A 25,482-nucleotide genomic window follows, 5' to 3' on the forward strand; every position below is an offset into this window, starting at 1 on the left:
GCTGGCTTTGGGGGGGGGGGGGGGGGGGGGGGGGGGGGGGGGGGGGGGGGGGGGGCGGGGCCCCCCGCCCGCCCCCCCCGCCCCCCCCCCCCCCCCCCCCCCCCCCCCCCCCCCCCCCCGGGGGCCGGGCCCCCCCCCCCCCCCCCCCCGCGCCCGCCGGGGGGCCCCCCCCCACGAAAGACTATACCCCTAGAGCAAGCCGCCCGATTGGCGGCTCGCTCCAGCTTTTTGTTTTCGCATCGGTTTTGCTGAAAACCGGCATCCACTTTTCGGCACGATGCTCTAGCCCTTCAGCTTCTCGATGATCGAGGCCACCGTATCCCGCTTGGACGTCAGATGCGCCTTCGCCTCGGCCTGAGGCAGGTAGTTGGGGATGAAAAACGCCTTGGCCTGCCGCTTCTGGATCTCGCCGGCGGCGTAGATTTCCTTCAGCGCGGCGTCGATCTCGGACGCCATGGCGGCGTCCATCTCCTTGTTGAACAGCAGGAAAAACTCCTTGTCGAACGTGAAATCCTTGCTGCCGTCGAGCGTGACGCTGGTCTGGGGGCTGGTGAATTTGAGCATTTCTTCCCGGCTCGTTCCACCCATCCCCGCCTCGGGGGCCTGCGCCAATGTCTCGGGACGCGCGGTGATCCAGACGAAACGCATCGCGGTGCGGTCGTCTTCCGGCAGTTGCGTGAACTGCTCGTTGGCCTGGATCGAACCGTTGATCACGTCGGCCAGGTCGTCCCACATCGCCTGGTTCTTGTCGGCCTGCGAGCCGGTGTTGACCGCCACGATGTTGGCTTCCGATCCCGGATTGCGCACGCGGGCAGCATTGCGCATGCCGGTGAAACCGATCTCCGAGACGCCGCCCGGCTGGATGGCGACGCGAACCTTCTCGCCTTTTGCGGCTGCCGCGAAAACGTCCTCCATCGACTGATAGGGGGACTTCTTGGGAACGAGGAAGCAGTCGCCGGGGTTGATTGCCACAGTCGGTCCGATCGCGAAATCAGCGAAGGCATCGGGGACGCCCGGCACTCCGTAGAGATAGGAGAGATAAATCTGGTCGTGGTGCAGCATGATCGTCGTGCCGCGGGAATCGCGGCCGGTGGCGTTCAGCGCCTCACTGGTGCCCGCCGGGTCGACCCGAATGTTCACGCCCAGCTTCTGCGCCAGCGCTTCGGCGGCGATCGACGAGTTTTGGTAGGTGTCGCCGCCCGTCGAAGTCGAACCGATGACCATTCGGATGTTGCGCGGCAGGCTCTGCGCACGCGCGACGAACGGGCTCGCCAGCGCGACGGCGGCCCCGGCTCCTGTTGCGAGAAGGGATCTACGGGTCAGTTTCATGATGTCCTCCCTGGGCCGCGGAACCCGCGGCGCGATCTCAGGGTCGCGCGGCAATCTCCCACTGCCGCACAACCCGCTCCCATGCGCATCTATGTTAGCGCATACATCCTCTTGCACGAGAACGAGCGTTTCTGTCAACCGTACCGACATTGGCGGGTAGAAATTCTGTTCTACGCGGACGCACCAAATTGACAAACATGAATGTTACCGCATACATCGAGCGATACGCGTGGAGGATGTCATGCCCGACGACAACCGCAGAACACCGGCGTCGCTGCGGTCGGCGCGCTGGTTTGCGCCGGACGATCTGCGCAGCTTCGGCCACCGGTCGCGGCTGATGCAGCTCGGTTATTCCGAGGAGGATTTTCGCGACAGGCCGGTGATCGGGGTTCTCAACACCTGGTCGGAGCTCAACTCCTGCCACGCGCATTTTCGCGAGCGGGCGCAGGACGTGAAGCGCGGCGTCGCTCAGGCGGGCGGGTTCGCCGTCGAATTGCCTACACTGTCGGTCGACGAGAGCTTCACCAAGCCGACCTCGATGCTCTATCGCAACATGCTGGCGATGGAGACGGAGGAGATGATCCGCTCGCATCCGCTCGACGGCGTGGTGCTGATGGGCGGGTGCGACAAGACCACGCCGGGGCTGGTGATGGGCGCGCTCAGCGCCGGCGTGCCGATGATCTTCCTTCCCGCCGGCCCGATGCTGCGCGGCAACTACGCCGGCAAGACGCTGGGCTCCGGTTCGGATGCCTGGAAATTCTGGGACGAGAGGCGTGCGGGCAAGATTTCGGATGACGAGTGGACGGGTATCCAGGGCGGCATCGCGCGGTCGGCCGGCGTTTGCATGACGATGGGCACGGCCTCGACGATGACCGCGATCACGGAAGCGCTGGGGCTGTCGCTGCCGGGCGCTTCCTCGATACCCGCCGTCGATTCGGACCACCAGCGCATGTCGGCAGCATGCGGACGGCGCATCGTCGACGTGGTTTGGGACGACCTCACCCCCGATAAGATCGTCACCGCGGCAGCCGTCAGGAACGCGGCTATCGTCGCGATGGCCACCGGCTGTTCGACGAACGCCGTGGTTCACCTCATCGCGATGGCGCGCCGCGCCGGCGTGCCGCTGACTCTCGACGATCTTGACGCGCTCGGCCGTGCCACCCCGCTCATCGCCAACGTCCGCCCCGCCGGCAAGGACTACCTGATGGACGATTTTTACTACGCCGGCGGCCTCCGTGCGCTGATGGCGCAATTAAGCGAGCGGCTCGACCTTTCCACGCTGACGGTCACCGGCAAATCGCTCGGCGAAACGCTCGAGGGCGCGCAGGTGTGGAACGACGACGTGATCCGCCCGCTGTCCAACCCGGTCTATTCAGAAGGGTCGCTCGCCGTGCTGCGCGGCAACCTCTGCCCAGATGGCGCCGTCATCAAGCCGGCCGCCTGCGACCCTCGATTCCATATTCACGAAGGCCCGGCTCTTGTCTTCGACAGCTATCCGGCGATGAAGGCGGCGATCGACGACGAAAATCTCGACGTCACGCCGGACCACGTGCTGGTGCTGAGGAACGCCGGCCCGCTCGGCGGACCGGGTTTTCCCGAATGGGGCATGCTTCCGATCCCCAGGGCGCTGATCAGAAAGGGTCATCGCGACATGCTGCGCATCTCCGATGCGCGGATGTCGGGAACCTCTTACGGAGCGTGCGTGCTTCACGTCGCGCCGGAGGCCTACATCGGCGGGCCGCTTGCGCTGCTGCGGACAGGCGACATCGTGCGGCTGGATTTGCCGAACCGGCGCCTGGACATGCTGGTGGCGGACGACGAACTGGCGCGACGCCGGGCCGAACGGTGTCCTCCGGCGCCGCATTTCGAACGGGGCTGGGGCTGGATGTTCTCGCGTCATGTGACGCAGGCCGACAAAGGTTGCGACTTCGACTTCCTCGAACGCGATTTCGGCGCTTCAACCGGCGAACCGGACATCTTCTGAAAGGCCAGGCATGACATTTTCCCTCGACAAGGCGCTGACCGGCATATCGGGCATTCTGGTTACGCCTTACGACAAACGCGGCGACATCGCGCCCGAACGGCTTTCCCCGATCCTCGACAGGGCGCTCGACGCCGGCGTGCACATGCCGGTGGTCAACGGCAACACCGGCGAGTTCTATGCGCTGACAACCGACGAGGCGGTGACGATGGCGCGTGAGGTCGTCTCGATGGTAGCCGGCCGCGCGCCGGTGCTCACGGGCGTCGGCCGGGGCATCCGTGACGCGCGAAAGCTGGCGAAAGCATCCGCCGAGGCCGGAGCCGCGGCGCTGATGGTGCACCAGCCGCCCGACGCATTCGTCGCGCCGCGAGGGCTGGTCGACTACCTGAACGCGGTGGCCGACGCGTCGGGCGGCCTGCCCATGATGCTCTATCTGCGCAACGACACGATCGGCACGCGCGCCATCGCCGAGCTGTGCGGCCTTCCAGGTGTCAAGGGCGTGAAGTGGGCGACACCGAACCCGCTGCGCCTGGCGGAAGCGCGGGCCGCCTGCGACCCCTCGATCGTATGGGTGGGAGGGCTCGCCGAGGTCTGGGCGCCGGTTTTTTATGCCGTCGGCGCGCGAGGGTTCACCTCCGGGCTGATAAACGTATGGCCCGAACGGTCGGTCGCGATCCATGCCGCACTCGAGGCCGGCGAATTCGAGAAGGCGAACGCGCTCATCGATGGAATGCGAGTCTTCGAGGACATCCGCGCGGAGGAGATGGGCGGCGCCAACGTGACCGGCGTAAAAGCGGCGCTGATCGCGCAGGGCCTTGGCTGCGGACCGACGCGCCCGCCCTCGGCCTGGCCGCTCACTTCGGCGCAGCAGGCGAGGCTCGACGCCTTTTTAGTCGCGAACCGCCTTGCGGCGGGAAATCCCAACTGAATTGCGAATTGCCTTCCGCCCACACCGGCGACCGGAGAAACCACGGCGCTTGCAGTGCCAGCACCTGAATTGAGGAAGCGAACATGGACGAGAAACTGCGCGAAAAACTGATGGGCGTTTCCGTCGCCACCCTGGCCACAGCGCTGTTCAAGCGCGGCCTGCGCAACCAGGTAATCCAGGGCGTGGGTCCGCTGCAGCGAAAAGGCCGCAACATGGTCGGGCCGGCCTTTACGCTGCGCTACATCCCCGCGCGCGAGGACCGTAACCAACTCACTGAATTCCGCAAGCCGGATCATCCGCAGCGCGTCGCCGTCGAAACCTGCCCGGCGGGCCACGTGCTCGTCATGGACAGCCGCAAAGATCCCCGCGCGGCGTCCGCGGGCGACATCCTGGTGACTCGTTTGATGGTGCGCGGGGTCGCCGGCGCCGTTAGCGACGGCGGGTTCCGCGACGCCGCGGTGATCGGCGGACTCGATATCCCGGCCTACCATACGCGGCCGTCCAGCCCTACCAATCTCACTCTGCACGAGGCATTGGACCTGAACGTGCCGATCGGTTGCGGTGACGTGGCCGTGTTCCCCGGAGATATCGTGATTGGAGACGACGATAGCGTCATCGTCATTCCCCGGGAAATCGCGGGCGAGGTGGCCGATGAGGCGGCTGAGATGACGATCTACGAGGATTTCGTGGTCGAATAGGTTAAGGCGGGCGTTCCGATAATCGGGCTCTATCCCTGCACGCGAGACGAACACGCCGAACGGTTCAAAACGTGGCGCGCCGAGCGCGGCCGATAGGCATTGCTCGCGCAACCGGAAGGTTCGCCCACTCGGAGTGCCAGCGCCTGATCACCGTGATTTCGGGAGAACGAAGCTATGATTCACGGTATGAGCTGCACGTACGCCCGATATCAGCCTTCAACTTCCTCCTTCTGTTTGATGCTGATTCCGTAGGGCGGTGGATCTGGACGGCTGGCAGCGGGTTCAGCTATCGCCAGGGCCGCGGCACCTCGAACCTGATCCAGGCGCAACGCTATTTCTTCGGCGCGCACGGCTTCGAACGGATCGACGGGCCGGGCGCCTTCCATGGCCCTTGGGGGAGCGGAGCGGGCGGCCAGTCGAAGGAGCCTCCCAAGCTGTGGCTCGATCGTATTTCATGCATTGATGCTGAATAGTCTTGGATCTGGACGTCAGGCGCCGGTCAGTCCCGTGTGCCGATAGCTGGCGCGCGAGAACTTGTTCGCCGCCGCCTTCAGCGCAGCGGGATCGACTCCCATGCAGCGCAACGCACGTGCCGCCACTCCCTGCTCCATCGCTGCGACTATAGCCACGACATGCGCACCCAGCAGTGGACGGTGATCGTTTCGATTGGCCGCCAATTCCTTCATCACCTCAGCTCCCGACGGGGCTGCGTCATAAAGGCCTGCAGCTCCCTGAAGCGGTTCTGGGGTTAAACCCCCGGATATTTGTTCGCCGGCGTTCACCCCAACGGAGCGCAGGGCTTCCCAATATTGAGCGCCGACCGCGGCGCGGAAGGCAGCGGCGTCCGTCCCAACTTCGCGGAATGCGAGACGGGCGGTATTGTCGGGAAGATCGATAGCCGCCAGCAGGAAATGTTCGGCTCCGGCCTGTCGCTGCTGGTCCTTTAAAGCGTAGTGTTCGGCACTTTCGCACAGTGTCTTGATGGTGCGGACGTTCGATAGACGGGTTTTGATGCCGCTGAGCATGATCGTCTCCTATGGCGGATTGGCCGGGGCGTTGATGTCGGACAGCCGCTTATGGGCTGCCTGTTTGGAGATGCCGAGTGCCTGGGCAATCTTCGCCCAGGACCAACCTTGCTTCAGGGCCGCCCTGACAGCTCTACGCTCCAACAGGTCAGCCGCTCGCCGAAGCGCTACGACCGCAGCCAATGCTTGCTCCGGCTCGTCAGGTGTGGGCAGTTGGTGGACATCGATCATGCGTCAACATTAGTTGACGAAATCGTCTCGTGTCAACATGTATTGACGGGACGATGCATTCGGGTCGGTTTCCAGAGAACCCGGGGCAGAGCGGCCGCGCGCGATTGCCAACAGTGTGCACCGAATTTTTGATTTGGCTATTTAGCCGTCGCGCCAGGACGTGACACCTCGGCTTTGCAACGAACTGGGATGCGGTGACTGCCCGAGATTCAGCCTTGCAGCCATGGTGACCAGTTCGGGAAGGGAACCGGCCTTCATCTTTCGCATCACCTGGCCGCGATGGGCTTTTACTGTGATCTCGCTGATGCCGAGCTTGAAGCCAACCTGCTTGTTCAACAGTCCCGTCACGACCAGCGCCATCACCTCCGCTTCGCGTGGACTGAGTGATGAATAGCGCTCACGGAGCACTTGCTTGTCCAACTCGTTCGCACGTGCAGTCCGGCTGCGTTCAAGTGCGTACTCGACGGCTGTCATGAGCACGTCGTCCCCAAACGGCTTGGTGAGGAATTCTACGGCTCCGGCCTTCATCGCTTTGACTGTCATCGGCACGTCGCCGTAGCCAGTGACGAAGATAATCGGCATGTCGGTTCGCTCGACGGAGACGAGCTGTTGCAAGTCGAGCCCGCTGAGATCGGGAAGGTTGACGTCAAGAATCAGACAATTCGGAACCAGGGCTCGGGGCCGAGAGAGAAATTCCTGCGCCGATGAGCAGGGCTCCGGATGGAAGCCCGCTGAACGGATGAGCAATTCGAGCGATTCACGCACAGAAATGTCGTCGTCAACGACGAATACGACAGGCGTTTCGTGTGACATGATGCCGGCCTTTGCCCTTGCTCGGTGCAGTTGCCAAATCCGTGTGTGCGGGAAGTATCGCTTGCGGATCGGCATAGCAAGTCGCGTTCAATCATTAGCGAAGGCCAGGTCGAGCGCTTTCTGCAGGGCTGTGTCGCTAAACGGCTTGAACAGGCATTCTACCGCACCCTTTTTTAGAAGGTCCGGCCGCGCGGTCTCATATCTCTGCGCCGTAATGTAGATGATTGGGATAGGCTGGCCCCGGCGCGCCAACTCTCGTTCGAGATCAGGCCCCGTCATGCCGGGCATGCTGATGTCAAGCACCAGGCACTCGGTCTCGTTGATGATGCCTGACCCCAGAAACTGCTCCGCCGAAGAGAACGCTTCGGCACGGAAGCCGAACTCCCTCAACAGGTCGGGCAGAGACTCGCGCACGGACTCATCGTCATCGACGATCGACACGAGTGGGCGGCGAACGTTCATGAAAAACCTCGTTGGATTGAGGCGCTGCTGCTGGTCGGTGCCGATATGGCGCCAGACGGATGGGCAGGTGGTGACTCTGCGCGGAGATATTCGTGGATTGAAAACGAGAAGGTCGATCCAGGACCGACATTCGCCTCCGCCCAAAGCCGCCCGCCATGGCTTTCGACGATGGAACGACTGACAGACAGGCCTATTCCCATGCCCTCGGCTTTGGTCGTGTAGAAGGCTTCGAAAAGCCGCTCAGCACCCTGAGCATCGAACCCGATTCCGGTATCCCGCACGAAAAGGTGTACCTTTCCGTCCTCCCCGAGCCGAGTGCCAAGCACGACAAGTCTTGGTCGATCGTCGACGGCGACCATCGCGTCGGATGCGTTGCGCAACAGGTTCATGATGACCTGTTGCAGTTGGACCCGATCGCCGCCGACGAGCGGCAGTCCGTCTGCAAGCTGGGTCTGAAGGAGCACCTTGTTTCGCTGAAGGTCTCCGGAAAACAATGCGACCACATCTGCCGCAGCGCTATTGAGATCGACCGGTTCAACTATCGTGGCCCTTTTGGCAAACAGAGCGCGAAGCCGGGCGATCACATCAGCCGCGCGGTTGCCATCCCTGATTGTACGCCGCGCAGTTTCCCGCGCGCCGTCAACATTAGGCGGGTCGGCCGCCAGCATGCGAAGGCAGGTGCCGGCGTTGGTGACAATGCCCGAGAGCGGTTGGTTCACTTCGTGTGCAATCGACGCGGTCAACACACCCAAGCTCATAGTCCGCGTAGCTTGTGCAAGTTCGGATCGGACTTTCTCCAGCGCCTCTTCGGAGCGCCGCCGTTGTGTGATGTCAAGAACCGCGCCGACATACTCGACGTGGCCGGAATCGTTGCGTGCGCGGTGGGCGATCAAGTGCAGGTGCTTGACCGACAGGTCGGGCAAGAGAATCCGGTGCTGGTACTCAAAGTCGCTATCACCGCGCTGCGCCCGTTCAACCATGTCCCCCATCAGAGGCAGGTCTTCGGGATGAACTCGGCTGGCTATTCGTTCGAGCGTTACGAGCGTACCCGGCTCGAACTCGAAGATGCGGTAAAGAGGCTCGGACCAGGTGATCTTGCCCGTTGCGACTTGCCAGGACAAATTCCCCATGCGGGCAAGGTACTGACCCTCCGACAGGAATGCTTCGCTGCGCTTGAGCGCGTCTTCGGCACGCTTTCGCCCGTGGATGTCGGTATGCGTGCCGTACCATTTGACGATGTTTCCGGCTTCGTCGCGCAGGGGATTGGCCCGAAATAGGAACCACCGATACTTGCCGTCGAAGCGGCGGAGGCGTGCTTCGGCTTCCCCCGACTTCCCTGACGCCAATATGGCCTCCCATGTGGCGGCAAGTCGGTCTACGTCGCCGGGATGGACAGCCGCAGTCAAGTCCCAATACTCGGACAATGGACCGGCCGGCTCCCAATCCTTTGACTGGCCAATGGAGAGGCCCACGTAGTGGAGATAATGCTGGTTGAAGAATTCAGGTGACCCGTCAGGACGAGCCGACCATGCCATCACAGGTATGGTGTTGATGATGAGGCCAAGATCGTGCCTGCTCGCAAGCAGCGCCTCTTCGGCGCGCCTCTGGTCGTCAATGTCTATGCCGACCGAATACCAACGGATGACGCGTCCGTTTTCGTCGCGATGGGGCACGCGGCGAGATGTGTGCCAGCGATATTGTCCATCGGCGCGCCTAACCCGCACGTCAATGGTAAGCGGCTCGCCGCTTTCCAGTGCAACTCTCCACGCCGCATCGTTCCGCTCTACATCATCCGGATAGAAATGCGGAAATGTCTTCCCGGATGGACCTGTCGCGTCCTCGAGTGTGAGGCCCATGTAGTCTTGCCACGTCCGGTTCACGAAAGTGCGCGTTCCGTCCGGACTGTATGTTGCAACGAATACGGGGATCGTATCGATCGTCTGCCGAATATCTCGCTCTGCGGCGGTCAGCCTCGCCTCGTCCTGCCGAAGCGTTTCTTCGGCGCGTTTCCTTTGATCGATGTCGGTGTTGATCGCATACCACTCGACGATACGACCAACATCGTCACGCAGCGGACTGCAATGGATCACGAACCATCGGTATTGTCCGTCGGCGCGCCGCATGCGCGCTTCCATTTCGCCGGGTTCCCCGGAAGCCAGTATCGATCGCCAACTCTCGGTCAGGTTCGGCAAGTCTTGCGGGTCGATCGCAGCCTGCCACCCGGAGAAGCGGACCTGATCAAGATCGAGCCCCGTATAGTCTGACCAGCGTCGATTGACGAAGTCGGCATGCCCGTCCGGTTTCGCGGTCCACACCATAGCCGGAAGTGCATCCAAAACGCGGCTCTGTTCGATCTCCATTGCGGTCCTTTCGCGATTATCGCGTGCCGTGACAATGCGCCGGCGTGATAGCGGCGTCCATTGTGCCTTGGTGTCGGTCCGACGGGACGATGAGGCATCGCCGGGCCAATACAAAGGTATCGCCGATACCATCGTGCAATAGCTTTGCCTCGCCTGACAGTCGATCTGTGTGCCGTCCAAAAGCATCAGCAAACAGGGAGGGTGTCATGTCGGCACGGTCACTTACTCGGCGCGAAATTCTTGTTGCGACCGCCGCCGCCGCCGCCGGGGCCGTGGGCCTGCTTCCCGGAACGCTTAACGCTGCAGCCACCAGCAGTTCGATCCGCCCGTTCACGGTCAACATCCCGCAGGAAGAGATTGACGAGCTTCGCCGGCGCATCATGGCGACACGGTGGCCTGACCAGGAGACAGTCGCCGATCGGTCGCAGGGCATTCAGCTCGCACGATTGCAGGAGATCGTCCGCTACTGGGGAACCGAGTACGACTGGCGCAAGGCTGAGGCAAAGCTGAATGCCCTGCCGCAGTTCATGACCGAGATCGACGGGCTCGATATCCACTTCCTGCACATTCGGTCGAAGCAACCCAACGCCCTGCCGCTGATCATGACGCATGGTTGGCCCGGCTCCGTCTTCGAACTGCTCCAGACGGTCGGCCCGCTCACGGACCCCGCGCAGCATGGCGGCAAGCCTGAGGATGCCTTCGACCTGGTGCTGCCCTCGATGCCCGGCTACGGATTCTCCGGCAAGCCGCGCGGCGTGGGCTGGAATCCAGACCGCATCGCAAGTGCCTGGACCGAACTGATGCAGCGCCTGGGCTACGACCACTTTGTTGCCCAGGGCGGCGACTGGGGCGCGCCCGTTTCCAGCGCGATGGCACGCCAGGCGCCAAAGGGATTGCTTGGCATCCACATCAATTTGCCGGCAACGATACCGGCGGACGTGGCCGCAGTCCTTGCCGCCGGCGGGCCGGCGCCAGCCAGCCTCACCGAGAAGGAAGGTGTCGCGTTTGGTTCGCTCGAAACCTTTTACAAGAAATATCGGGCCTACGCGGCAATGATGGGCACGCGGCCTCAGGCGATCGGCTACGCATTGACGGATTCGCCGGCCGGGCTCGCCGGCTGGATGTACGATTACAACAACGGCGAACCCGAGCGCCTGCTCAGCAAGGACGAGATGCTGGACGACGTCACGCTGTACTGGCTGACGAACAGCGCGACTTCGGCGGCCCGGCTCTACTGGGAGACGATGGGCCAGAGTGTCCTTCTCGCAGCGGCGCAGAAAACCTCCGATATCGGGCTCCCGGTCGCCATCTCGGTATTCCCGGAAGAGGTCTATCGAGCGCCCGAGACCTGGGCCCGCCGCGCCTATCCCAACCTGATCTACTTCAAAGAAGTGAACAAGGGCGGACACTTCGCCGCCTGGGAGGAGCCGGAACTCTTCTCGGCCGAACTGCGCGCCGCGTTCAGGTCTCTGCGGCCGGCACACTGACTGTCAATCCAACCGTCAAACGAGAGAAAATCCAATGAAGAACCGAATTATTGCAGCGATAATTTTGATCGCCGGAAGCGGCTGCGTGCTGCCCATGGCTTGGGGGCAATCATCAGGAATCAAGCGCACCGATCTCCAACAACACGATTTAAGCGTGCCAGGACGCGAGGTCGTTCAGGTACGCGTCGACATCGCGCCCGGGGTCTTGGCGCCAAACCACAGCCACCACGGCGAGGAGATCGTCTACGTCATCGAGGGCCTGCTGGAATACCAGCTCGAAGGCAGCCCACCGGTGACGCTCAGTGCCGGCGAGGTCCTGTTCATCCCGACTGGCACAGTCCACTCGGCAAAGAACGTCGGCAGCGGCAATGCAGCCGAGCTCGCCACGTATTTCGTTGAAAAAGGAAAGCCGCTCGTGGAGCCTAGTGACTAACGCCCCGGTCACCCACCGCAGGCGAATGCATCAACACTTCAACACTGCACTAACACGAAAGGAGATCATCATGAACCAGGCTGTCATCGCAAGAGACGTCGCGCCCTCCAACAAGGTGACCGACATGAAACTAGAGGTTGTCGTTATCCCTGTCGCAGAAGTCGAGCGCTCCAAGCGCTTCTACGGCGACCTGGGTTGGCGGCTTGACGCCGACTTTGCCGTCGGGGACGACTTTCACGCTGTTCAGTTCACGCCCCCGGGTTCGCCGAGCTCGATTCACTTCGGCAAGGGGATCACGTCGGCCACGCCGGGGTCGGCTCGAGGACTATATCTGGTCGTGTCGGACATCGTCGCAGCGCGCGAAGAGCTCATCGCTCACGGTGTTGAGGTGAGCGAGATTTTCCACCGCGCCGGGCCTGGAAAGCCGGCCATCACAGGTCTGGATCCGGAGCGCCGCAGTTACTTCAGCTATGCCACGTTCAGTGATCCGGACGGCAATGAGTGGCTGCTGCAGGAAGTCACTACCCGGTTTCCCGGCCGGATCGACACCAACATGACAAATTACGCTTCTGAGGCTGATCTGGCCTCAGCGATGCGGCGCGCGTCAGAAGCACACGGCGAGCACGAAAAGCGCAATGGCGGCCAGCGCGATGAGAATTGGCCGGACTGGTACGCCAAGTACATGGTGGCGGAGCAGGCGGGCAAGCCGCTGCCGCTCTAAGCAGCAACCCAAAATCGGGTGAGCGGGACGGTTCGCCGTCCCGCCGCCCAGTTCAACCGGCGATCCAAGCCTGGTTTGCCGCTGATGTTTTCACGCGCTGTTGCCGGCGCAATCGAATGGGAGAACGATCATGACGCACTCCAAAATGGGCATTGCTCTGGTGACCGGCGCCTCGGCCGGCATTGGAGCGATCTACGCCGACCGGCTGGCGCGCCGCGGCTATGACCTCATTCTCGTGGCGCGCAGCCAGAAGAGGCTGGACGAAATGGCCAAGCGCATCGCCGGCTCAACGAGTTGCAAGATCAGTACCATTGCCGCTGACCTCAACGACAAGACGGATCTGGGCCGGATCGAGATGGTGCTCGGCACCGATCCCGCCATCACGATGTTGGTAAATAACGCTGGCATCGGCGCCGTCGCGCCGCTTTTGGAGTCCGACGTGGACAAAATGCAGGCGATGATCGGGCTCAACATCACGGCGCTGACTCGCCTGACTTATGCCGCGGCTCCGGCCTTTGTGGCGCGCGGCGGCGGCACGATCATCAACATCTCCTCGGCCGTCGCTATCGCACCTGAGCTTCTCAACGGCGTCTATGGCGCGACGAAAGCCTTTGTGCTCGCTTTCAGCCTTTCGCTCCACAATGAACTGGCGGACAAGAAGCTGCGCATCCAGGCGGTTCTGCCCGGCGCCATAGCCACCAATTTCTGGGACGTATCAGGAGGTTCACTCGACGATCTGCCGAGCAAGGCGATCATGCAGTCCGATGACCTCGTCGACGCGGCCCTTGCCGGCCTCGACCAGGGCGAGTTGGTGACTATTCCCTCGCTTCCCGACGTCGCCGACTGGCACGCCTATGAGGCGGCCCGGCAGAAACTCATCCCAAACCTTTCGCTCAACGCCTCGCCGGCGCGGTACGGCGTCGCCGTGGCCGCGTAAGAAAGCGAAAACTCAATGAGTCAGCCTGAGTAAAGACGGCTTCGTATTCCCGACACGGCGGCGTGTGCTCCTCCATGACACCGAGGGGTCGCAAACCAAGCATTACCTATCACGGTCGACGTGTCCGATGTGACAATCGACCGAAGATAATCTTCCACCAGGCACCATGCCTTATCAACGGGTACAAACCACTATGACCGAACAGATCGACCTCCATCGACGGCACCTTTTGGGCGTGGCCGTCACCACCGTCGCGGCCGTTCAGTTTGCCACGGCCGGCTCGGCAGGCGCACAACTCAGCATGACGAAAACGGGTGCCACAACAATCAAACCGGGCACGACTACATCGTTCCGCCCGTTGAAACAGGTCACCGCGGGCGTGCTCAACGTCGGATATGCGGAGCTCGGACCGGCCGACGGTGCGCCGGTCATCCTCCTGCATGGCTGGCCCTATGACATTCACACTTATGTCGACGTTGCACCCATTTTGGCGTCGAGGGGCTTTCGAGTCATCGTCCCCTATCTGCGCGGCTACGGCTCGACGCAGTTTCTCTCCAGCGAAACACCGCGAAATGGCCAGCAGGCGGTGGTCGCGGTCGACGTCATCAAGCTGATGGATGCACTGCAGATCGATAAGGCGATTGTCGGCGGTTGCGACTGGGGCGCACGCACGGCCAACATCGTCGCGGCATTGTGGCCCGAACGCTGCAAGGCCCTTGTTTCGGTCAGCGGCTATCTGATCGGCAGCCAGGAGGCCAACAAGATGCCACTGCCACCGAAAGCCGAACTGCAATGGTGGTACCAGTACTACTTCGCCACAGAACGCGGCCAGGCCGGCTACGAAAAGTACCGGCGGGACTTTGCCAGGCTGATTTGGCAGATTGCCTCGCCGCAGTGGAATTTCGACAATGCAACCTTCGAGCGCAGCGCTACCGCCTTCGACAATCCGGATCATGTCGAGATCGTAGTACACAACTACCGCTGGCGGCTTGGGTTGGCGGAAGGCGAGCCACAATATGACGAACTGGAGCGGCGACTTGCGAAAGCTCCGGTCATCGCCGTGCCGACGATCACTCTGGAGGGCGACGCCAACGGCGCGCCGCATCCCGACCCCAGCGCCTACGCCAAGATGTTCTCCGGCAAATACGAGCACCGGCTCATATCCGGCGGCATAGGGCATAATCTTCCTCAGGAAGCACCGAAGGCATTTGCAGACGCCATATTTCAGTTGGCGAGTCTAGCCTGAGCAAACGGCAATACCACGATACATGATCGAGGGTGCCCAGGGCGAAACTATGAAATCACAACCGCACCGAGCAACAGGCCGGGGCAGTCCCCGGATGTCATCGAGCAGGATACGAAATGAACACTGGCCGCGACCGCTTTCGTCGCCCTTTGCCGTGGCTCCTCGCACCCATTGTGGGGGCAGTAGCGGGCTTGGCCTACGCACTGATGTTCGACGTCGAGGCCCTGCACTCCGCAGTCAGGGGCGTGTTCATCGGAACTCCTATTCTGTTGTATGAGCGCGGCGTTATCTTGCGCCGATGGCGCAATGTGATCCGGCAAGCGGCAACGCCTGTCTTCGTCGTGGCTACGATCGCAACCTACGTGTTGATGATCTTGATCGGCAACGCCGCCGCCGGCACAGCGCTTCACCATCTCCTCGGCTATATGAGCACCGCTCGCGAAGCCATGGTGATGTCGGAGTCCGGTCTTTTGTATTCACTCGGCGTCTCCACCCTCGTCGCATTCGTGTTCCGACTGCGTGACCTTATCGGGCCAAGCCTGTTCACCAGCCTGCTTCTCGGTCGTTATCACTGTCCCATCAAGGAGGAGCGGATCTTTCTGTTCCTCGATGTCAGTGGCTCCACGAAATTCGCGGATCGGTACGGAGGTCTGGAGACCCAGGCCTACCTCGGACAGATATTCAACGCACTTGCGTCGCCTGTTCGTCGCTCCCAGGGCTCTATTGACGACTACATCGGGGATATGGCGCTGGTCACCTGGCCCATGGCTCGCGGCATGCGGGACGCCGCGTGTCTTCGTTGCGTCTTCGACTTCGCGGCGGCCATAAGGGATCAGGCGGCGGCGTGGCAAGCGCGTTTCGGGCAGGTGCCGGAGTTTCGCGCCGTGCTGCATTGCGGGTCGGTCGTTACCGCTGAGATTGGCCTTGAGCGACACAAGATCGCGTATTTCGGCGATGTCGTGAACACCACTGGACGTCTGGAGTCGCTATCCAAGGCTCTCGGTCATCCCATTCTGGTCTCCGCAGATCTTCTCGCCGGTATCCGTGTTCTACCTCCACATGTCGTCGCGGAGAACCTCGGATTTCATGTGATTGGAGGCAGAGATGAACCGCTTCAGATTTCAGCCGTAAGGCTAGCATTGGAAAGTTGATTGGAGTGGCGCCATCATTACTATCTCCGTGCATCCACCTATCTTCTATGCCCATTTTACGGCAGTCGCCGTCACCTGTCCGCTTTTGAAGGTCCAGGTTCCGCAGCTGCCGGGTTCGTTCTCCGGCCCAAGGCTGCCAGTCAGCAGCGCGCATTTTGCAGCCAGTGGAATCACTTGGCGCCGCAGAAATGCGGCTAAGACAAATAGATGGAGAGGGATGCCCAGTTCAATTTGAACGTATCCCGCTCTAGTCGGGAGGGCGATAGGCCAGAACCCCGGTCGGCTTGCTCAGGCTCTGCAAGGAGCCAGGTGTTGCGCCGCCGATCCAGCCCAACACTGAGCGGGCGAGCTCGGCGCCGGCCAGCCGGAAGTTCTCGTTGACCACCAGCAATTCCCTGCGGAACAGGTGCAGCAGGTCGGACGACTGCTTGGACACCACGTCGACGTCCCGGCCGAGCTTGAGCCCGGCGTCCTCGATGCCGGCGACGATGGCGAGTGTCGCGGCAGCGGCACTGCTGACGAAACCGTCCGGCCTGACGTCGCGGCGCATCAGCTGCGCGGTCCTCATCCTGATCTGCTCGATCGAATGGTCGACCGAAACGGTGTTGAACGGGATCTCGCTGGCGCCGACCTCGCTCAGCGCATCGGTGAAGCCGTTCAGCGTATGACTGTGGTAGGTCAGCTCGACTGGAGGCGCCAGCAGAGCCAGCCGGCGGCGGCCGATGCCGGCCAGGTGGCGCACAGCCTCGGTCGCGAACGCGTAATTGTCGAAATCATGATAGGGGTGGATCAGCCCCATATCGGTGCGGCCATGCGTGGCAAAGGGAATGCCACGCTCGAGCATGTAACGGGCCCTGGGGTCATTCGGCTGGGTGCGCGAAATGATGACGCCGTCGGCGGAACCGGTTTCCACCAGATAACGTATCGGGTCCAGGGGATCCTGAGAGCGTGAATAGGGCGTGACGATCAGGTGATAGGGTGTGTCGGCGATGACTTCCGAGACGCCGTAGATGATGTCCGAGACAAAGCTCATGATCTCGCGCTCGGTGTTGAGCACGAGGCTGATGACGTTGGTCTTGCCGGTCCGCAGGCGCACACCGGCGCGGTTCGGCCGGTAGCCGATCTGCTTGGCGACGAGCTGGACGCGCCGCCTGGTCTCGGCGCCGATCTCGGGCGCGTCCTTCAACGCCCGCGACACGGTGGTGACGCCCAGCCCGGTCATGAAGGCAAGCGTCTTCAATGTCGGCCTGCCCAGTGCCGAGGCCTCGTCGTCCTTTTCCGTCTGATCTCTGTCCATTCATCCCGCCCGTCAGGCGCATAGCAGTTGCCGTGCAGGTCGGCAATCGGTGATGAACACCCTATATCCTGAAACGTTACAGATTGTCACTTGCCGTCGCGCAGCGGCCAGTAAAAGCTAGCCTGGATGAGCGGCGCTTCGTTCGACGCAAAGTCGGTGTGCGTCGGCAAGGCTGCCCGCTGAGCAAGGTTTTGCCAAATTACACGCATTGCAGCATCATTTTGCAGTGCAGCCTGCCTTGCTGCGGTGCCGTAGCGGACGTTGCGCGGTGGGTTTGTTCGCGGCTCGAAAAAATGCCGAGCTGCTCCTGTTCGGGGGTTGCGCGCCTCCAACAATTGCCGTATCGAAAATCTGTAACGTTTCAGATTCTGGGAGGAGCCGAAATGCGATACCAAATCATGACCGCTGCGTTGGCGGTGACAACCGCGCTGCCATTCGCCGGCCCGGCGGCAGCGACCGATCTGGAAGTCACCCATTGGTGGACTTCAGGCGGCGAGGCGGCGGCGGTCGCCGAATTCGCCAAGGCGTTCGACGCGACAGGCAATCATTGGGTCGACGGCGCCATCGCCGGCTCCGGCGGCACCGCGCGGCCAATCATGATCAGCCGCATCACCGGCGGCGACCCTATGGGCGCCACCCAGTTCAACCACGGAAGGCAAGCGGAAGAATTGGTGCAGGCCGGTCTGATGCCCGATTTGACCGAGCTCGCCACCAGGGACAAGTGGGCGGAAATCGTGCAGCCGAAGAGCCTGCTCGACGGTTGTACCCTCGACGGCAAGATCTATTGCGTGCCGGTCAACATTCACTCCTGGCAGTGGCTGTGGCTGTCGAACGCGGCCTTCGAAAAGGCCGGTGTGCCGGTGCCGAAGAATTGGAATGAATATGTCGCGGCCGCCCCCGCGCTGGAGAAGGCAGGCATCATACCGCTGGCGGTCGGCGGGCAGCCTTGGCAATCCTCGGGCGCCTTCGACGTGCTGCTTACGGCGGTCGGCGGCACGGACGCTTTCTTGAAGGTCTATCGCGACAAGGATGCCGAATTCGCCGCCGGGCCCGAGGTCGCGAAGGTATTCAAGGCCGCGGACGATGCCCGCAAGATGGCGAAGAACACCAATGTGCAGGACTGGAACCAGGCCACCAATCTCGTCATCTCCGGCAAGGCCGGCGGCCAGATCATGGGCGACTGGGCGCAGGGGGAGTTCCAGGTTGCCGGGCAGACCGCCGGCAAGGACTATACGTGTCTTCCCGGCCTTGGCCTGAACGAGGTCATCGCCACCGGCGGCGATGCCTTCTACTTCCCGCTGCTGCAGGACGCGGAAAAGTCCAAGGCGCAGGAAGCGCTGGCCGAAACGCTGCTCGATCCCAAGACGCAGGTCGCCTTCAACCTCAAGAAGGGCTCGCTGCCGGTCCGCGGCGATATCGACCTCAAGGCGGCGAACGACTGCATGAAGAAAGGGCTCGACATCCTGGCCAAGGGCAGCGTCATGCCCTGGACGGACCAGCTGCTGTCGCAAGACACCCAAAAGCAGAAGGAGGACCTTTTCTCCGAGTTCTTCGCCAAGCCGGACATGACCGTGGAAGAGGCGCAAAAGCGCTTCGCCGACATCGTCGCCTCAGCGGACTGACGATCGACGAACCGCTCGCTCCCGGCCCGCCGCGGGGCCGGGAGCTCCGGGTCAAGAGACTCTTCGGCCTTGACCCTCCCGCCCTTACCCGATCCAGCCCGGCTGTGCAGATGAGCAAGAGCGAACGCCCCAACCAACTCTTCCGCAACCTTAACGCCAAGGTCGCCTCTATTCCGATGGTCCTCACCGCACTGGTGATCTTCGTCGGCGGCAGCGCGTGGACGGTGCTCTATTCCTTCACCAATTCAAAACTGCTGCCGCGGCTGAACTTCGTCGGGCTCGACCAGTATTATCGGCTGTGGTCGACGCCGCGCTGGCTGGTCTCGATCGAGAACCTGCTGGTCTACGGCGTGCTGTCGCTGGTGTTCTCTCTGGTCATCGGCTTCATACTGGCGGCGCTGCTCGACCAGAAGATCCGCTTCGAGGACACGTTCCGCACCATCTTCCTCTATCCCTTCGCGCTCTCCTTCATCGTCACCGGTCTGGTCTGGCAGTGGCTGCTCAACCCGGAGTTCGGAATCCAGGGGGTGGTGCGCGGCCTCGGCTGGGAAAGCTTCAGCTTCGATCCGCTCTACAATTCCGACATCGTCATCTACGGCATCCTGATCGCCGCGCTCTGGCAAGGCACCGGCCTCATCATGTGCCTGATGCTGGCGGGCCTGCGCGGCATCGACGAGGATATCTGGAAGGCCGCGCGGGTGGATGGGATACCCACCCTGAAGACCTATCTGTTCATCATCATCCCGATGATGCGACCGGTCTTCATCACCGCGCTGGTCATCATCGCTGCCGGCATCGTCAAGGTCTATGACCTGGTTGTCGCACAAACCAGCGGCGGTCCCGGCATCGCCTCCGAAGTGCCGGCCAAATATGTCTATGACTACATGTTCTTCGCCCAGAACCTGGGCCAGGGCTTCGCCGCCTCGACCATGATGCTGCTGTCGGTGGTGATCGTCATCGTTCCCTGGGCCTATCTCGAATTCGGAGGCAAGAAGCGTGGCTGACCTTGCCGTTCCCCTGCCTGCCGGTACGGGCTCTATCGGGCTTGAGGCATCCGGGCCGCGAGGGCCGAAGCCGCGGCATGTGTTCTCGCGCCGCAACATCTTCCTCTACGGCACGCTGATCGTGGTGGCGCTGTATTATCTGCTGCCGCTCTACGTGATGGTGGTCACATCGCTCAAGGGCATGCCGGAGATACGCCTCGGCAACATCTTCTCGCCGCCGCTCGAGATCACCTTCGAGCCTTGGGTGAAGGCCTGGTCCAGCGCCTGCACCGGCCTCAACTGCGACGGGCTCTCGCGCGGCTTCTGGAATTCGGTGCGCATCACCGTTCCGTCGGTCATCCTGTCGATCGCCATCGCTTCGGTGAACGGCTACGCGCTTGCCAACTGGCGCTTCAAGGGAGCCGATACTTTCTTCGTGATCCTGATCGTCGGCGCCTTCATTCCCTATCAGGTGATGATCTATCCGATCGTCATCATCCTGCGTGAGATCGGCCTCTACGGCAGCCTAAGCGGCCTGGTGATCGTCCATTCCATTTTCGGCATGCCGATCCTGACGCTGTTGTTCCGCAACTATTTCACTTCCATGCCGGAGGAACTGTTCCGGGCGGCGCGCGTCGACGGCGCCGGCTTCTGGGGCATCTATTTCCGCATCATGCTGCCGATGTCGCTGCCGATCTTCGTCGTCGCCATCATCCTGCAGGTGACCGGCATCTGGAACGACTTCCTGTTCGGCGTCGTCTACACCCGCCCCGACACCTATCCGATGACGGTGCAGCTCAACAACATCGTCAACTCGGTGCAAGGCGTGAAGGAATACAACGTCAACATGGCCGCCACCATCCTGACCGGCCTGGTACCGCTCGTCGTCTACTTCGTTTCCGGCAAGCTTTTCGTGCGTGGCATCGCCGCCGGCGCGGTGAAAGGATGATGATGACAAGACTCGAAAATCCCAGCGTCTCAATCCAGGACCTGTCGCTGAATTTCGGCGCAATTTCGGTGCTGGAGACGCTCAACATCGATGTCGCCGAGGGCGAGTTCATCGTGCTGCTCGGGCCGTCCGGCTGCGGCAAGTCGACCTTGCTCAACTGCATCGCCGGCCTGCTCGACGTTTCGGACGGCCGCATCTTCATCAAGGGCAAGAACGTCACCTGGGAGGAACCCAAGGACCGTGGCATCGGCATGGTGTTCCAGTCCTATGCGCTCTACCCGCAGATGACGGTGGAGAAGAACCTGTCCTTCGGGCTGCGCGTCGCCGGCATCCCCAGGGACGAGATCGCCAAGCGCATCGCGCGGGCCGCCGAGATCCTGCAGATCGAGCCATTGCTGCAGCGCAAGCCCTCGGCGCTTTCGGGCGGCCAGCGCCAGCGTGTGGCGATCGGGCGGGCGCTGGTGCGCGACGTCGACGTCTTCCTGTTCGATGAGCCGCTCTCCAATCTCGATGCCAAGCTGCGCGCCGAACTGCGTGTCGAAATCAAACTGCTGCACAGCAAGCTGCAGAACACCATGATCTATGTCACCCACGACCAGATCGAGGCGATGACTCTGGCCGACCGCATCGCGGTGATGAAGGGCGGCGTCATCCAGCAGCTCGACGCACCGCAGACCATCTACAATCGCCCGGTCAACCGTTTCGTCGCCGGCTTCCTCGGCTCTCCGGCAATGAATTTCCTCGACGGCCGGCTGGAGAAGGACGATGGCAACTGGCACTTCGTCGCCGAGGAAGTGCGGATCCCGCTTGCCACCTACGCTTTCGAAAAGGAGCCGGTGCCGGGAGCGGCGGTGTTCGGCATCCGGCCCGAGCATGTCGCGTTCAACAGCGGCACTGGATGGCCGTTCACAGCCACGGCAAACGTCGTGGTCGTCGAACCCATGGGGTCCGACACGCTGGTCTGGCTAAAGCTCGCAAATCAGAATTTCACCGTGCGGGTGACATCTGAGCGCACGCCGAACAACGCCGACACCGTGAGCATCGGTTTTGACCCGATGCGCGCTTCGCTGTTCGACGCTGCCACCGGCACTCGCCTGTAACACCCCGAGAATTCACCCTCCAAGCACATCCATCCCCAGAGAACGGACAGAGACGATGAATTGGTCATTCCAACTTTACAGCGCCCGCAACTTCCAACCCTGGGTAGGGGTGCTCAAGATGCTCGGCGAGCTCGGCTACGCGCAAGTAGAAGGGTTCGGCGGCGTCTATGACGACCCCGCGGCATTTCGTGCCGAACTCGACAAGAACGGCCTCGCCATGCCGACCGGCCATTTCTCGATCGATGCGCTCGAGAACGATTTCGACGGCGTGCGCAAGATCGCCGACGCGCTCGGCATCACGCTGCTCATCTGCCCCTATCTGGTCGCCGAGAGCAGGCCAACCGATGCCGCCGGCTGGCGCAGCTTCGGCGCGCGCCTGGCCAAGGTCGGCGAGACGGCTGAAAAGGCCGGCTACGGCTTTGCCTGGCACAACCATGATTTCGAGTTCAAGAAGCTTGCCGACGGTTCGGTGCCGCAGGACCATATCCTGGCGGTAGCGCCCGACATCGGCTGGGAGATGGACGTCGCCTGGGTGGTGCGCGGCGGCGAAGATCCGCTGCCCTGGATCGAGAAGCATGGCAAACGCATCGCCTCCGTCCATGTCAAGGACATCGCCAAGCCCGGCGAGGGCCTCGACGAGGACGGCTGGTCGGACGTCGGCAACGGCACGATCGACTGGGCCGCTCTGATCCAGGCGCTGCGCGCCAACAGCGCCGCCAAATACTACGTCATGGAACACGACAACCCCAACGATATCGATCGCTTCGCCCGCCGCTCGATCGCAGCCGCCAAGACCTTTTAGGAGCAAACCAGCATGGCAAGAAAACTTGGGGTCGGCGTCATCGGCTGCGGCAACATCTCGAAGGCGTATTTTTCACTGGCGCCGCTGTTTCGCGGCATCGAGATGCGCGCCTGCGCGGATATCGACATGGATGCGGCCAAGACTCGGGCGAAGGAGTTCAAGCTGCGCGCCGAGACAGTCGAAGGGCTGCTCAAGGCCGGCGACATCGACATCATCGTCAACCTCACCATTCCGGCGGTGCACTATGAGGTTTCGAAACAGATCCTCGATGCCGGCAAGCACGTCTATTCGGAAAAGCCGTTCGTGCTGTCGGTCAAGGAAGGGCTCGACCTGAAGAAACTGGCGGAGAGAGACGGACTGCGCATCGGCTCGGCGCCGGACACTTTCCTCGGTGGCGCGCACCAGCTCGTCCGCAACCTCATCGACAGTGGCAAGCTCGGCAAGATCACCAGCGGCACATGCCATGTGATGAGCCATGGGATGGAGCACTGGCACCCCAATCCGGATTTTTTCTTCCAGCCTGGCGCTGGTCCGGTGCTTGATATCGGACCCTATTACATCACCAACCTGATCCAGCTGATCGGGCCGGTGAAGCAGGTGGCGGCCTTCGCTTCGATCCCCTCGACAGAACGCACCATCAGTTCGAAGCCGCGCGCGGGCGAAAAAATCCTGGTCGCGACGCCGACGACCATCCACGGCGTGATGGAGTTCGAGAATGGCGCCGTGGTGACGCTCAATAGCAGCTGGGACGTGTGGAGCCATGGCCATGCGCCGATGGAACTCTACGGCGAATTGGGCACGGTGTTTTTGCCGGATCCGAATTTCTTTGGCGGCGACGTTCGCTTCACCAATGCCGCCAAGCCGGTCAAGAAGCTGCCGAAATGGAAGCATCCGTTCGGCGTGGCCAACCAGATGCATTCGCACGGCATGATGGCCAACTATCGCACCGCCGGTCTCGCCGACATGGCGCTGGCGATTGCGGAAGGCCGGCCGCATCGCTGTTCGATGGACCTGGCGCTGCATGCGGTCGATGTGATGACCGGCATGTTGCGGTCGGGCGCGAGCGGAAAGTTCGTTGCCATGCAGACCACCTGCGAACGGCCTGCGGCACTGGGCGTCAAGGATGCGGAAGGGCTGTTGGCGAAGAAGAATGGGCTCTTGGCGAAGAAGAAGTAACGCAAGCGCTTCAGCGATCCCTCTCCCCACAGGAACGGCGAGAGGCTAAGGGTGAGAGGCAGAGCCGACTCACCCTTTATCGCGGTGGCAACTGCCGGGCTCGCTTTTGATTTGAGGATCTCCCATGCCCTATGTCCCCGCCGAAAACCGTTACGAGAACATGGTCTACAATCGCTGCGGGCGATCCGGCCTGAAATTGCCAGCGATCTCGCTCGGGCTCTGGCACAATTTCGGTGACGACACGCCGCACCGGACCAAGCAGGCGATCGCGCGCAAGGCCTTCGATCTCGGCATCACGCATTTCGACCTCGCCAACAATTACGGCCCGCCGCCCGGTTCGGCGGAGACGGCTTTCGGCGAAATCCTGCGGACGGATTTCTCCTCTTTTCGTGACGAGCTGATCATCTCGACCAAGGCCGGGTATGAGATGTGGGCCGGACCCTATGGCGAGTGGGGCGGGCGCAAATATGTGCTGGCCAGCCTCGATCAGAGCCTGAAGCGGATGGGGCTCGACTATGTCGACATCTTCTATTCGCACCGTTTCGATCCAGAAACGCCGCTGGAAGAAACGATGGGCGCGCTCGATCACGCGGTGCGCTCGGGCAAGGCGCTTTATGCCGGCATCTCCTCCTACAATTCGCAGCGCACGCGCGAGGCCGCCGACATATTGAAGCAGCTCGGCACGCCTTGCATCATCCATCAGCCGAGCTATTCGATGCTCAACCGCTGGGTCGAGGACGACGGTCTGCTCGACACGCTGGAGGGGCTCGGCGTCGGCTCGATCGTGTTCACGCCGCTGGCGCAAGGCATGCTGACCGACAAATATCTCGGCGGCATCCCTGAGGGCAGCCGCGCTAGCCAGGGCAAGTCGCTGCGGCCGGCCTTCATCAACGACAAGACCATCGTCAACATCAAGGCGCTGAACGCCATCGCCGGCCGACGCGGCCAGACGCTGGCGCAGATGGCGCTGGCCTGGGTGCTGCGCAAGGGCCGGGTGACCTCGGCGCTGATCGGCGCCAGCCGGCCGGAACAGGTCGAGGATTGCGTCGGCGCGCTGAAGGCGCTCGATTTCAGCGATGCCGAACTCGCCGAAATCGACACCTACGCGCGCGAGGCCGACATCAATCTGTGGGCCGCCTCCGCCGAGCGCAAGGGTCCGCCACGCAAGTGATTCAGGGCAATCACTTCAGGTTTGCGGCGCCGGCACAGAAACAGTAGCAAAAAGGCCGGTTCGTCGCTATCTGGAGAGAATTGAAGCCGCTTGCATGCGGAAAATGACGAGCAACCGGCGCAAAACGGGTTGGAACAGGATCATGGCGGCAAGGGATGTGCTGACGAAAAACCAGTTGTGCGTGCTCGAGAAACTCGAGGCCGCCAGCGGGCCGCTCAGCGCCTATACATTGCTCGACCAGCTTCGCGATCGGGGTTTTCGCGCCCCGCTGCAGGTCTATCGCGCGCTCGACACGCTGGTGAAGTCCGGCTTCGTGCACCGGCTCGAAAGCCTCAATTCCTTTGTCGCCTGCGCCGAGCCGCACGACCACAGCCATTCGATGACCGCCTTTGCCATCTGCGACACATGCGGGCAGGTGACCGAATTCTCCGACCATGATGTCGGGCACCGGCTCGACGAATGGGTACGCTCGACCGGCTTCGCCGCCAAGAAGGCGGTGATCGAGTTCCGCGGCACCTGTGCCAAATGCCTGGCCGAGGCGGCTTAAGGGCCGGTTGTGCCGTGACCTAGCGGTGGAAGC

General features: G+C 62.3%; 24 protein-coding genes and 2 pseudogenes. 19 read left to right on the forward strand and 7 right to left on the reverse strand.

Features of this window, described 5'->3' with window-relative positions:
• The coding region (locus AC0L3D_RS05620) for a hypothetical protein (RefSeq protein WP_473643397.1) at window positions 1-193 on the forward strand (193 nt) is incomplete at its 5' end.
• An 89-nt stretch (window positions 194-282) separates the two neighbouring features.
• Here the strand turns inward: AC0L3D_RS05620 and AC0L3D_RS05625 are convergent.
• Complete coding sequence (locus AC0L3D_RS05625) at window positions 283-1,329, reverse strand: ABC transporter substrate-binding protein (protein WP_473643399.1); 1,047 nt, start codon at window positions 1,327-1,329, stop codon at window positions 283-285.
• Between the two features lie 241 nt (window positions 1,330-1,570).
• On the opposite strand from AC0L3D_RS05625, the gene araD reads away from it, so the two are divergent.
• From araD to AC0L3D_RS05645, 4 genes and pseudogenes are all read left to right on the forward strand, one after another.
• A complete protein-coding gene (gene araD / locus AC0L3D_RS05630; protein ID WP_473643401.1) occupies window positions 1,571-3,313 on the forward strand; it encodes an L-arabinonate dehydratase in 1,743 nt (580 codons plus the stop codon).
• A gap of 10 nt (window positions 3,314-3,323) precedes the next feature.
• A complete protein-coding gene (locus AC0L3D_RS05635; RefSeq protein ID WP_473643403.1) occupies window positions 3,324-4,238 on the forward strand; it encodes a dihydrodipicolinate synthase family protein in 915 nt (304 codons plus the stop codon).
• Window positions 4,239-4,321: 83 nt separating this feature from the next.
• Window positions 4,322-5,032 (forward strand): annotated as a pseudogene (locus AC0L3D_RS05640) (ribonuclease activity regulator RraA).
• Window positions 5,033-5,220: 188 nt separating this feature from the next.
• Window positions 5,221-5,409 (forward strand): annotated as a pseudogene (locus AC0L3D_RS05645) (hypothetical protein); the annotation flags it as partial.
• Window positions 5,410-5,424: 15 nt separating this feature from the next.
• Here the strand turns inward: AC0L3D_RS05645 and AC0L3D_RS05650 are convergent.
• The 5 genes from AC0L3D_RS05650 to AC0L3D_RS05670 form a co-directional block, all read right to left on the reverse strand.
• Window positions 5,425-5,961, reverse strand: a complete 537-nt coding sequence (locus AC0L3D_RS05650) for a Clp protease N-terminal domain-containing protein (RefSeq protein WP_473643404.1) — start codon at window positions 5,959-5,961, stop codon at window positions 5,425-5,427.
• 9 nt (window positions 5,962-5,970) lie between these two features.
• Window positions 5,971-6,192, reverse strand: a complete 222-nt coding sequence (locus AC0L3D_RS05655; protein WP_473643406.1) for a helix-turn-helix domain-containing protein — start codon at window positions 6,190-6,192, stop codon at window positions 5,971-5,973.
• Between the two features lie 141 nt (window positions 6,193-6,333).
• Window positions 6,334-7,005, reverse strand: coding sequence for a response regulator transcription factor (locus AC0L3D_RS05660; RefSeq protein ID WP_473643507.1), 672 nt, complete (start codon window positions 7,003-7,005; stop codon window positions 6,334-6,336).
• Between the two features lie 87 nt (window positions 7,006-7,092).
• The gene (locus AC0L3D_RS05665) at window positions 7,093-7,467 is read right to left on the reverse strand and encodes a response regulator transcription factor (protein WP_287223219.1); all 375 of its coding nucleotides are present in this window, start codon (window positions 7,465-7,467) and stop codon (window positions 7,093-7,095) included.
• Window positions 7,464-9,827 (reverse strand): PAS domain-containing sensor histidine kinase, encoded by a 2,364-nt coding sequence (locus AC0L3D_RS05670; RefSeq protein ID WP_473643408.1) that lies wholly within the window; start codon window positions 9,825-9,827, stop codon window positions 7,464-7,466. The genes AC0L3D_RS05665 and AC0L3D_RS05670 overlap by 4 nt, the downstream gene beginning before the upstream one ends.
• Before the next feature lie 206 nt (window positions 9,828-10,033).
• Here AC0L3D_RS05670 and AC0L3D_RS05675 point away from each other — a divergent pair, with 206 nt between their 5' ends.
• From AC0L3D_RS05675 to AC0L3D_RS05700, 6 genes are all read left to right on the forward strand, one after another.
• Window positions 10,034-11,314: an epoxide hydrolase family protein gene (locus AC0L3D_RS05675; RefSeq protein ID WP_473643410.1), complete on the forward strand. Its 1,281-nt coding sequence runs from the start codon at window positions 10,034-10,036 to the stop codon at window positions 11,312-11,314.
• Window positions 11,315-11,348: 34 nt separating this feature from the next.
• Window positions 11,349-11,747 (forward strand): cupin domain-containing protein, encoded by a 399-nt coding sequence (locus tag AC0L3D_RS05680; protein ID WP_473643411.1) that lies wholly within the window; start codon window positions 11,349-11,351, stop codon window positions 11,745-11,747.
• Window positions 11,748-11,817: 70 nt separating this feature from the next.
• A complete protein-coding gene (locus tag AC0L3D_RS05685) occupies window positions 11,818-12,468 on the forward strand; it encodes a VOC family protein (RefSeq protein WP_473643413.1) in 651 nt (216 codons plus the stop codon).
• Between the two features lie 130 nt (window positions 12,469-12,598).
• The gene (locus AC0L3D_RS05690; RefSeq protein ID WP_473643415.1) at window positions 12,599-13,405 is read left to right on the forward strand and encodes an SDR family NAD(P)-dependent oxidoreductase; all 807 of its coding nucleotides are present in this window, start codon (window positions 12,599-12,601) and stop codon (window positions 13,403-13,405) included.
• Between the two features lie 193 nt (window positions 13,406-13,598).
• A complete protein-coding gene (locus AC0L3D_RS05695; RefSeq protein ID WP_473643417.1) occupies window positions 13,599-14,651 on the forward strand; it encodes an alpha/beta fold hydrolase in 1,053 nt (350 codons plus the stop codon).
• A 116-nt stretch (window positions 14,652-14,767) separates the two neighbouring features.
• Window positions 14,768-15,802, forward strand: coding sequence for an adenylate/guanylate cyclase domain-containing protein (locus AC0L3D_RS05700; protein ID WP_473643418.1), 1,035 nt, complete (start codon window positions 14,768-14,770; stop codon window positions 15,800-15,802).
• 247 nt (window positions 15,803-16,049) lie between these two features.
• Here AC0L3D_RS05700 and AC0L3D_RS05705 read toward each other — a convergent pair whose 3' ends face one another.
• Complete coding sequence (locus tag AC0L3D_RS05705; RefSeq protein ID WP_473629255.1) at window positions 16,050-17,099, reverse strand: LacI family transcriptional regulator; 1,050 nt, start codon at window positions 17,097-17,099, stop codon at window positions 16,050-16,052.
• Between the two features lie 383 nt (window positions 17,100-17,482).
• On the opposite strand from AC0L3D_RS05705, the gene AC0L3D_RS05710 reads away from it, so the two are divergent.
• The 8 genes from AC0L3D_RS05710 (at window position 17,483) to AC0L3D_RS05745 (ending at window position 25,449) form a co-directional block, all read left to right on the forward strand.
• On the forward strand, window positions 17,483-18,721 hold the full coding sequence (locus tag AC0L3D_RS05710; protein ID WP_473643420.1) for an ABC transporter substrate-binding protein: 1,239 nt from the start codon (window positions 17,483-17,485) through the stop codon (window positions 18,719-18,721).
• 110 nt (window positions 18,722-18,831) lie between these two features.
• Window positions 18,832-19,725 (forward strand): carbohydrate ABC transporter permease, encoded by an 894-nt coding sequence (locus AC0L3D_RS05715; RefSeq protein ID WP_473643422.1) that lies wholly within the window; start codon window positions 18,832-18,834, stop codon window positions 19,723-19,725.
• Window positions 19,718-20,653: a carbohydrate ABC transporter permease gene (locus tag AC0L3D_RS05720; RefSeq protein WP_023797406.1), complete on the forward strand. Its 936-nt coding sequence runs from the start codon at window positions 19,718-19,720 to the stop codon at window positions 20,651-20,653. Before AC0L3D_RS05715 ends, AC0L3D_RS05720 begins: the two co-directional genes overlap by 8 nt.
• Window positions 20,654-20,655: 2 nt before the next feature.
• Entirely contained in the window at window positions 20,656-21,753 is a 1,098-nt protein-coding gene (locus tag AC0L3D_RS05725; protein WP_287194669.1) for an ABC transporter ATP-binding protein, read from the forward strand.
• Between the two features lie 55 nt (window positions 21,754-21,808).
• A complete protein-coding gene (locus AC0L3D_RS05730; RefSeq protein ID WP_473643424.1) occupies window positions 21,809-22,555 on the forward strand; it encodes a sugar phosphate isomerase/epimerase family protein in 747 nt (248 codons plus the stop codon).
• Window positions 22,556-22,567: 12 nt separating this feature from the next.
• Window positions 22,568-23,731, forward strand: coding sequence for a Gfo/Idh/MocA family protein (locus tag AC0L3D_RS05735; protein WP_473643426.1), 1,164 nt, complete (start codon window positions 22,568-22,570; stop codon window positions 23,729-23,731).
• Window positions 23,732-23,855: 124 nt separating this feature from the next.
• Window positions 23,856-24,902, forward strand: a complete 1,047-nt coding sequence (gene mgrA / locus AC0L3D_RS05740) for an L-glyceraldehyde 3-phosphate reductase (protein ID WP_023797410.1) — start codon at window positions 23,856-23,858, stop codon at window positions 24,900-24,902.
• Between the two features lie 142 nt (window positions 24,903-25,044).
• Window positions 25,045-25,449, forward strand: coding sequence for a Fur family transcriptional regulator (locus AC0L3D_RS05745; protein ID WP_023797411.1), 405 nt, complete (start codon window positions 25,045-25,047; stop codon window positions 25,447-25,449).
• Window positions 25,450-25,482 lie beyond the last annotated feature (33 nt).

The sequence above is a fragment of the Mesorhizobium sp. WSM4837 genome (assembly GCF_055811435.1).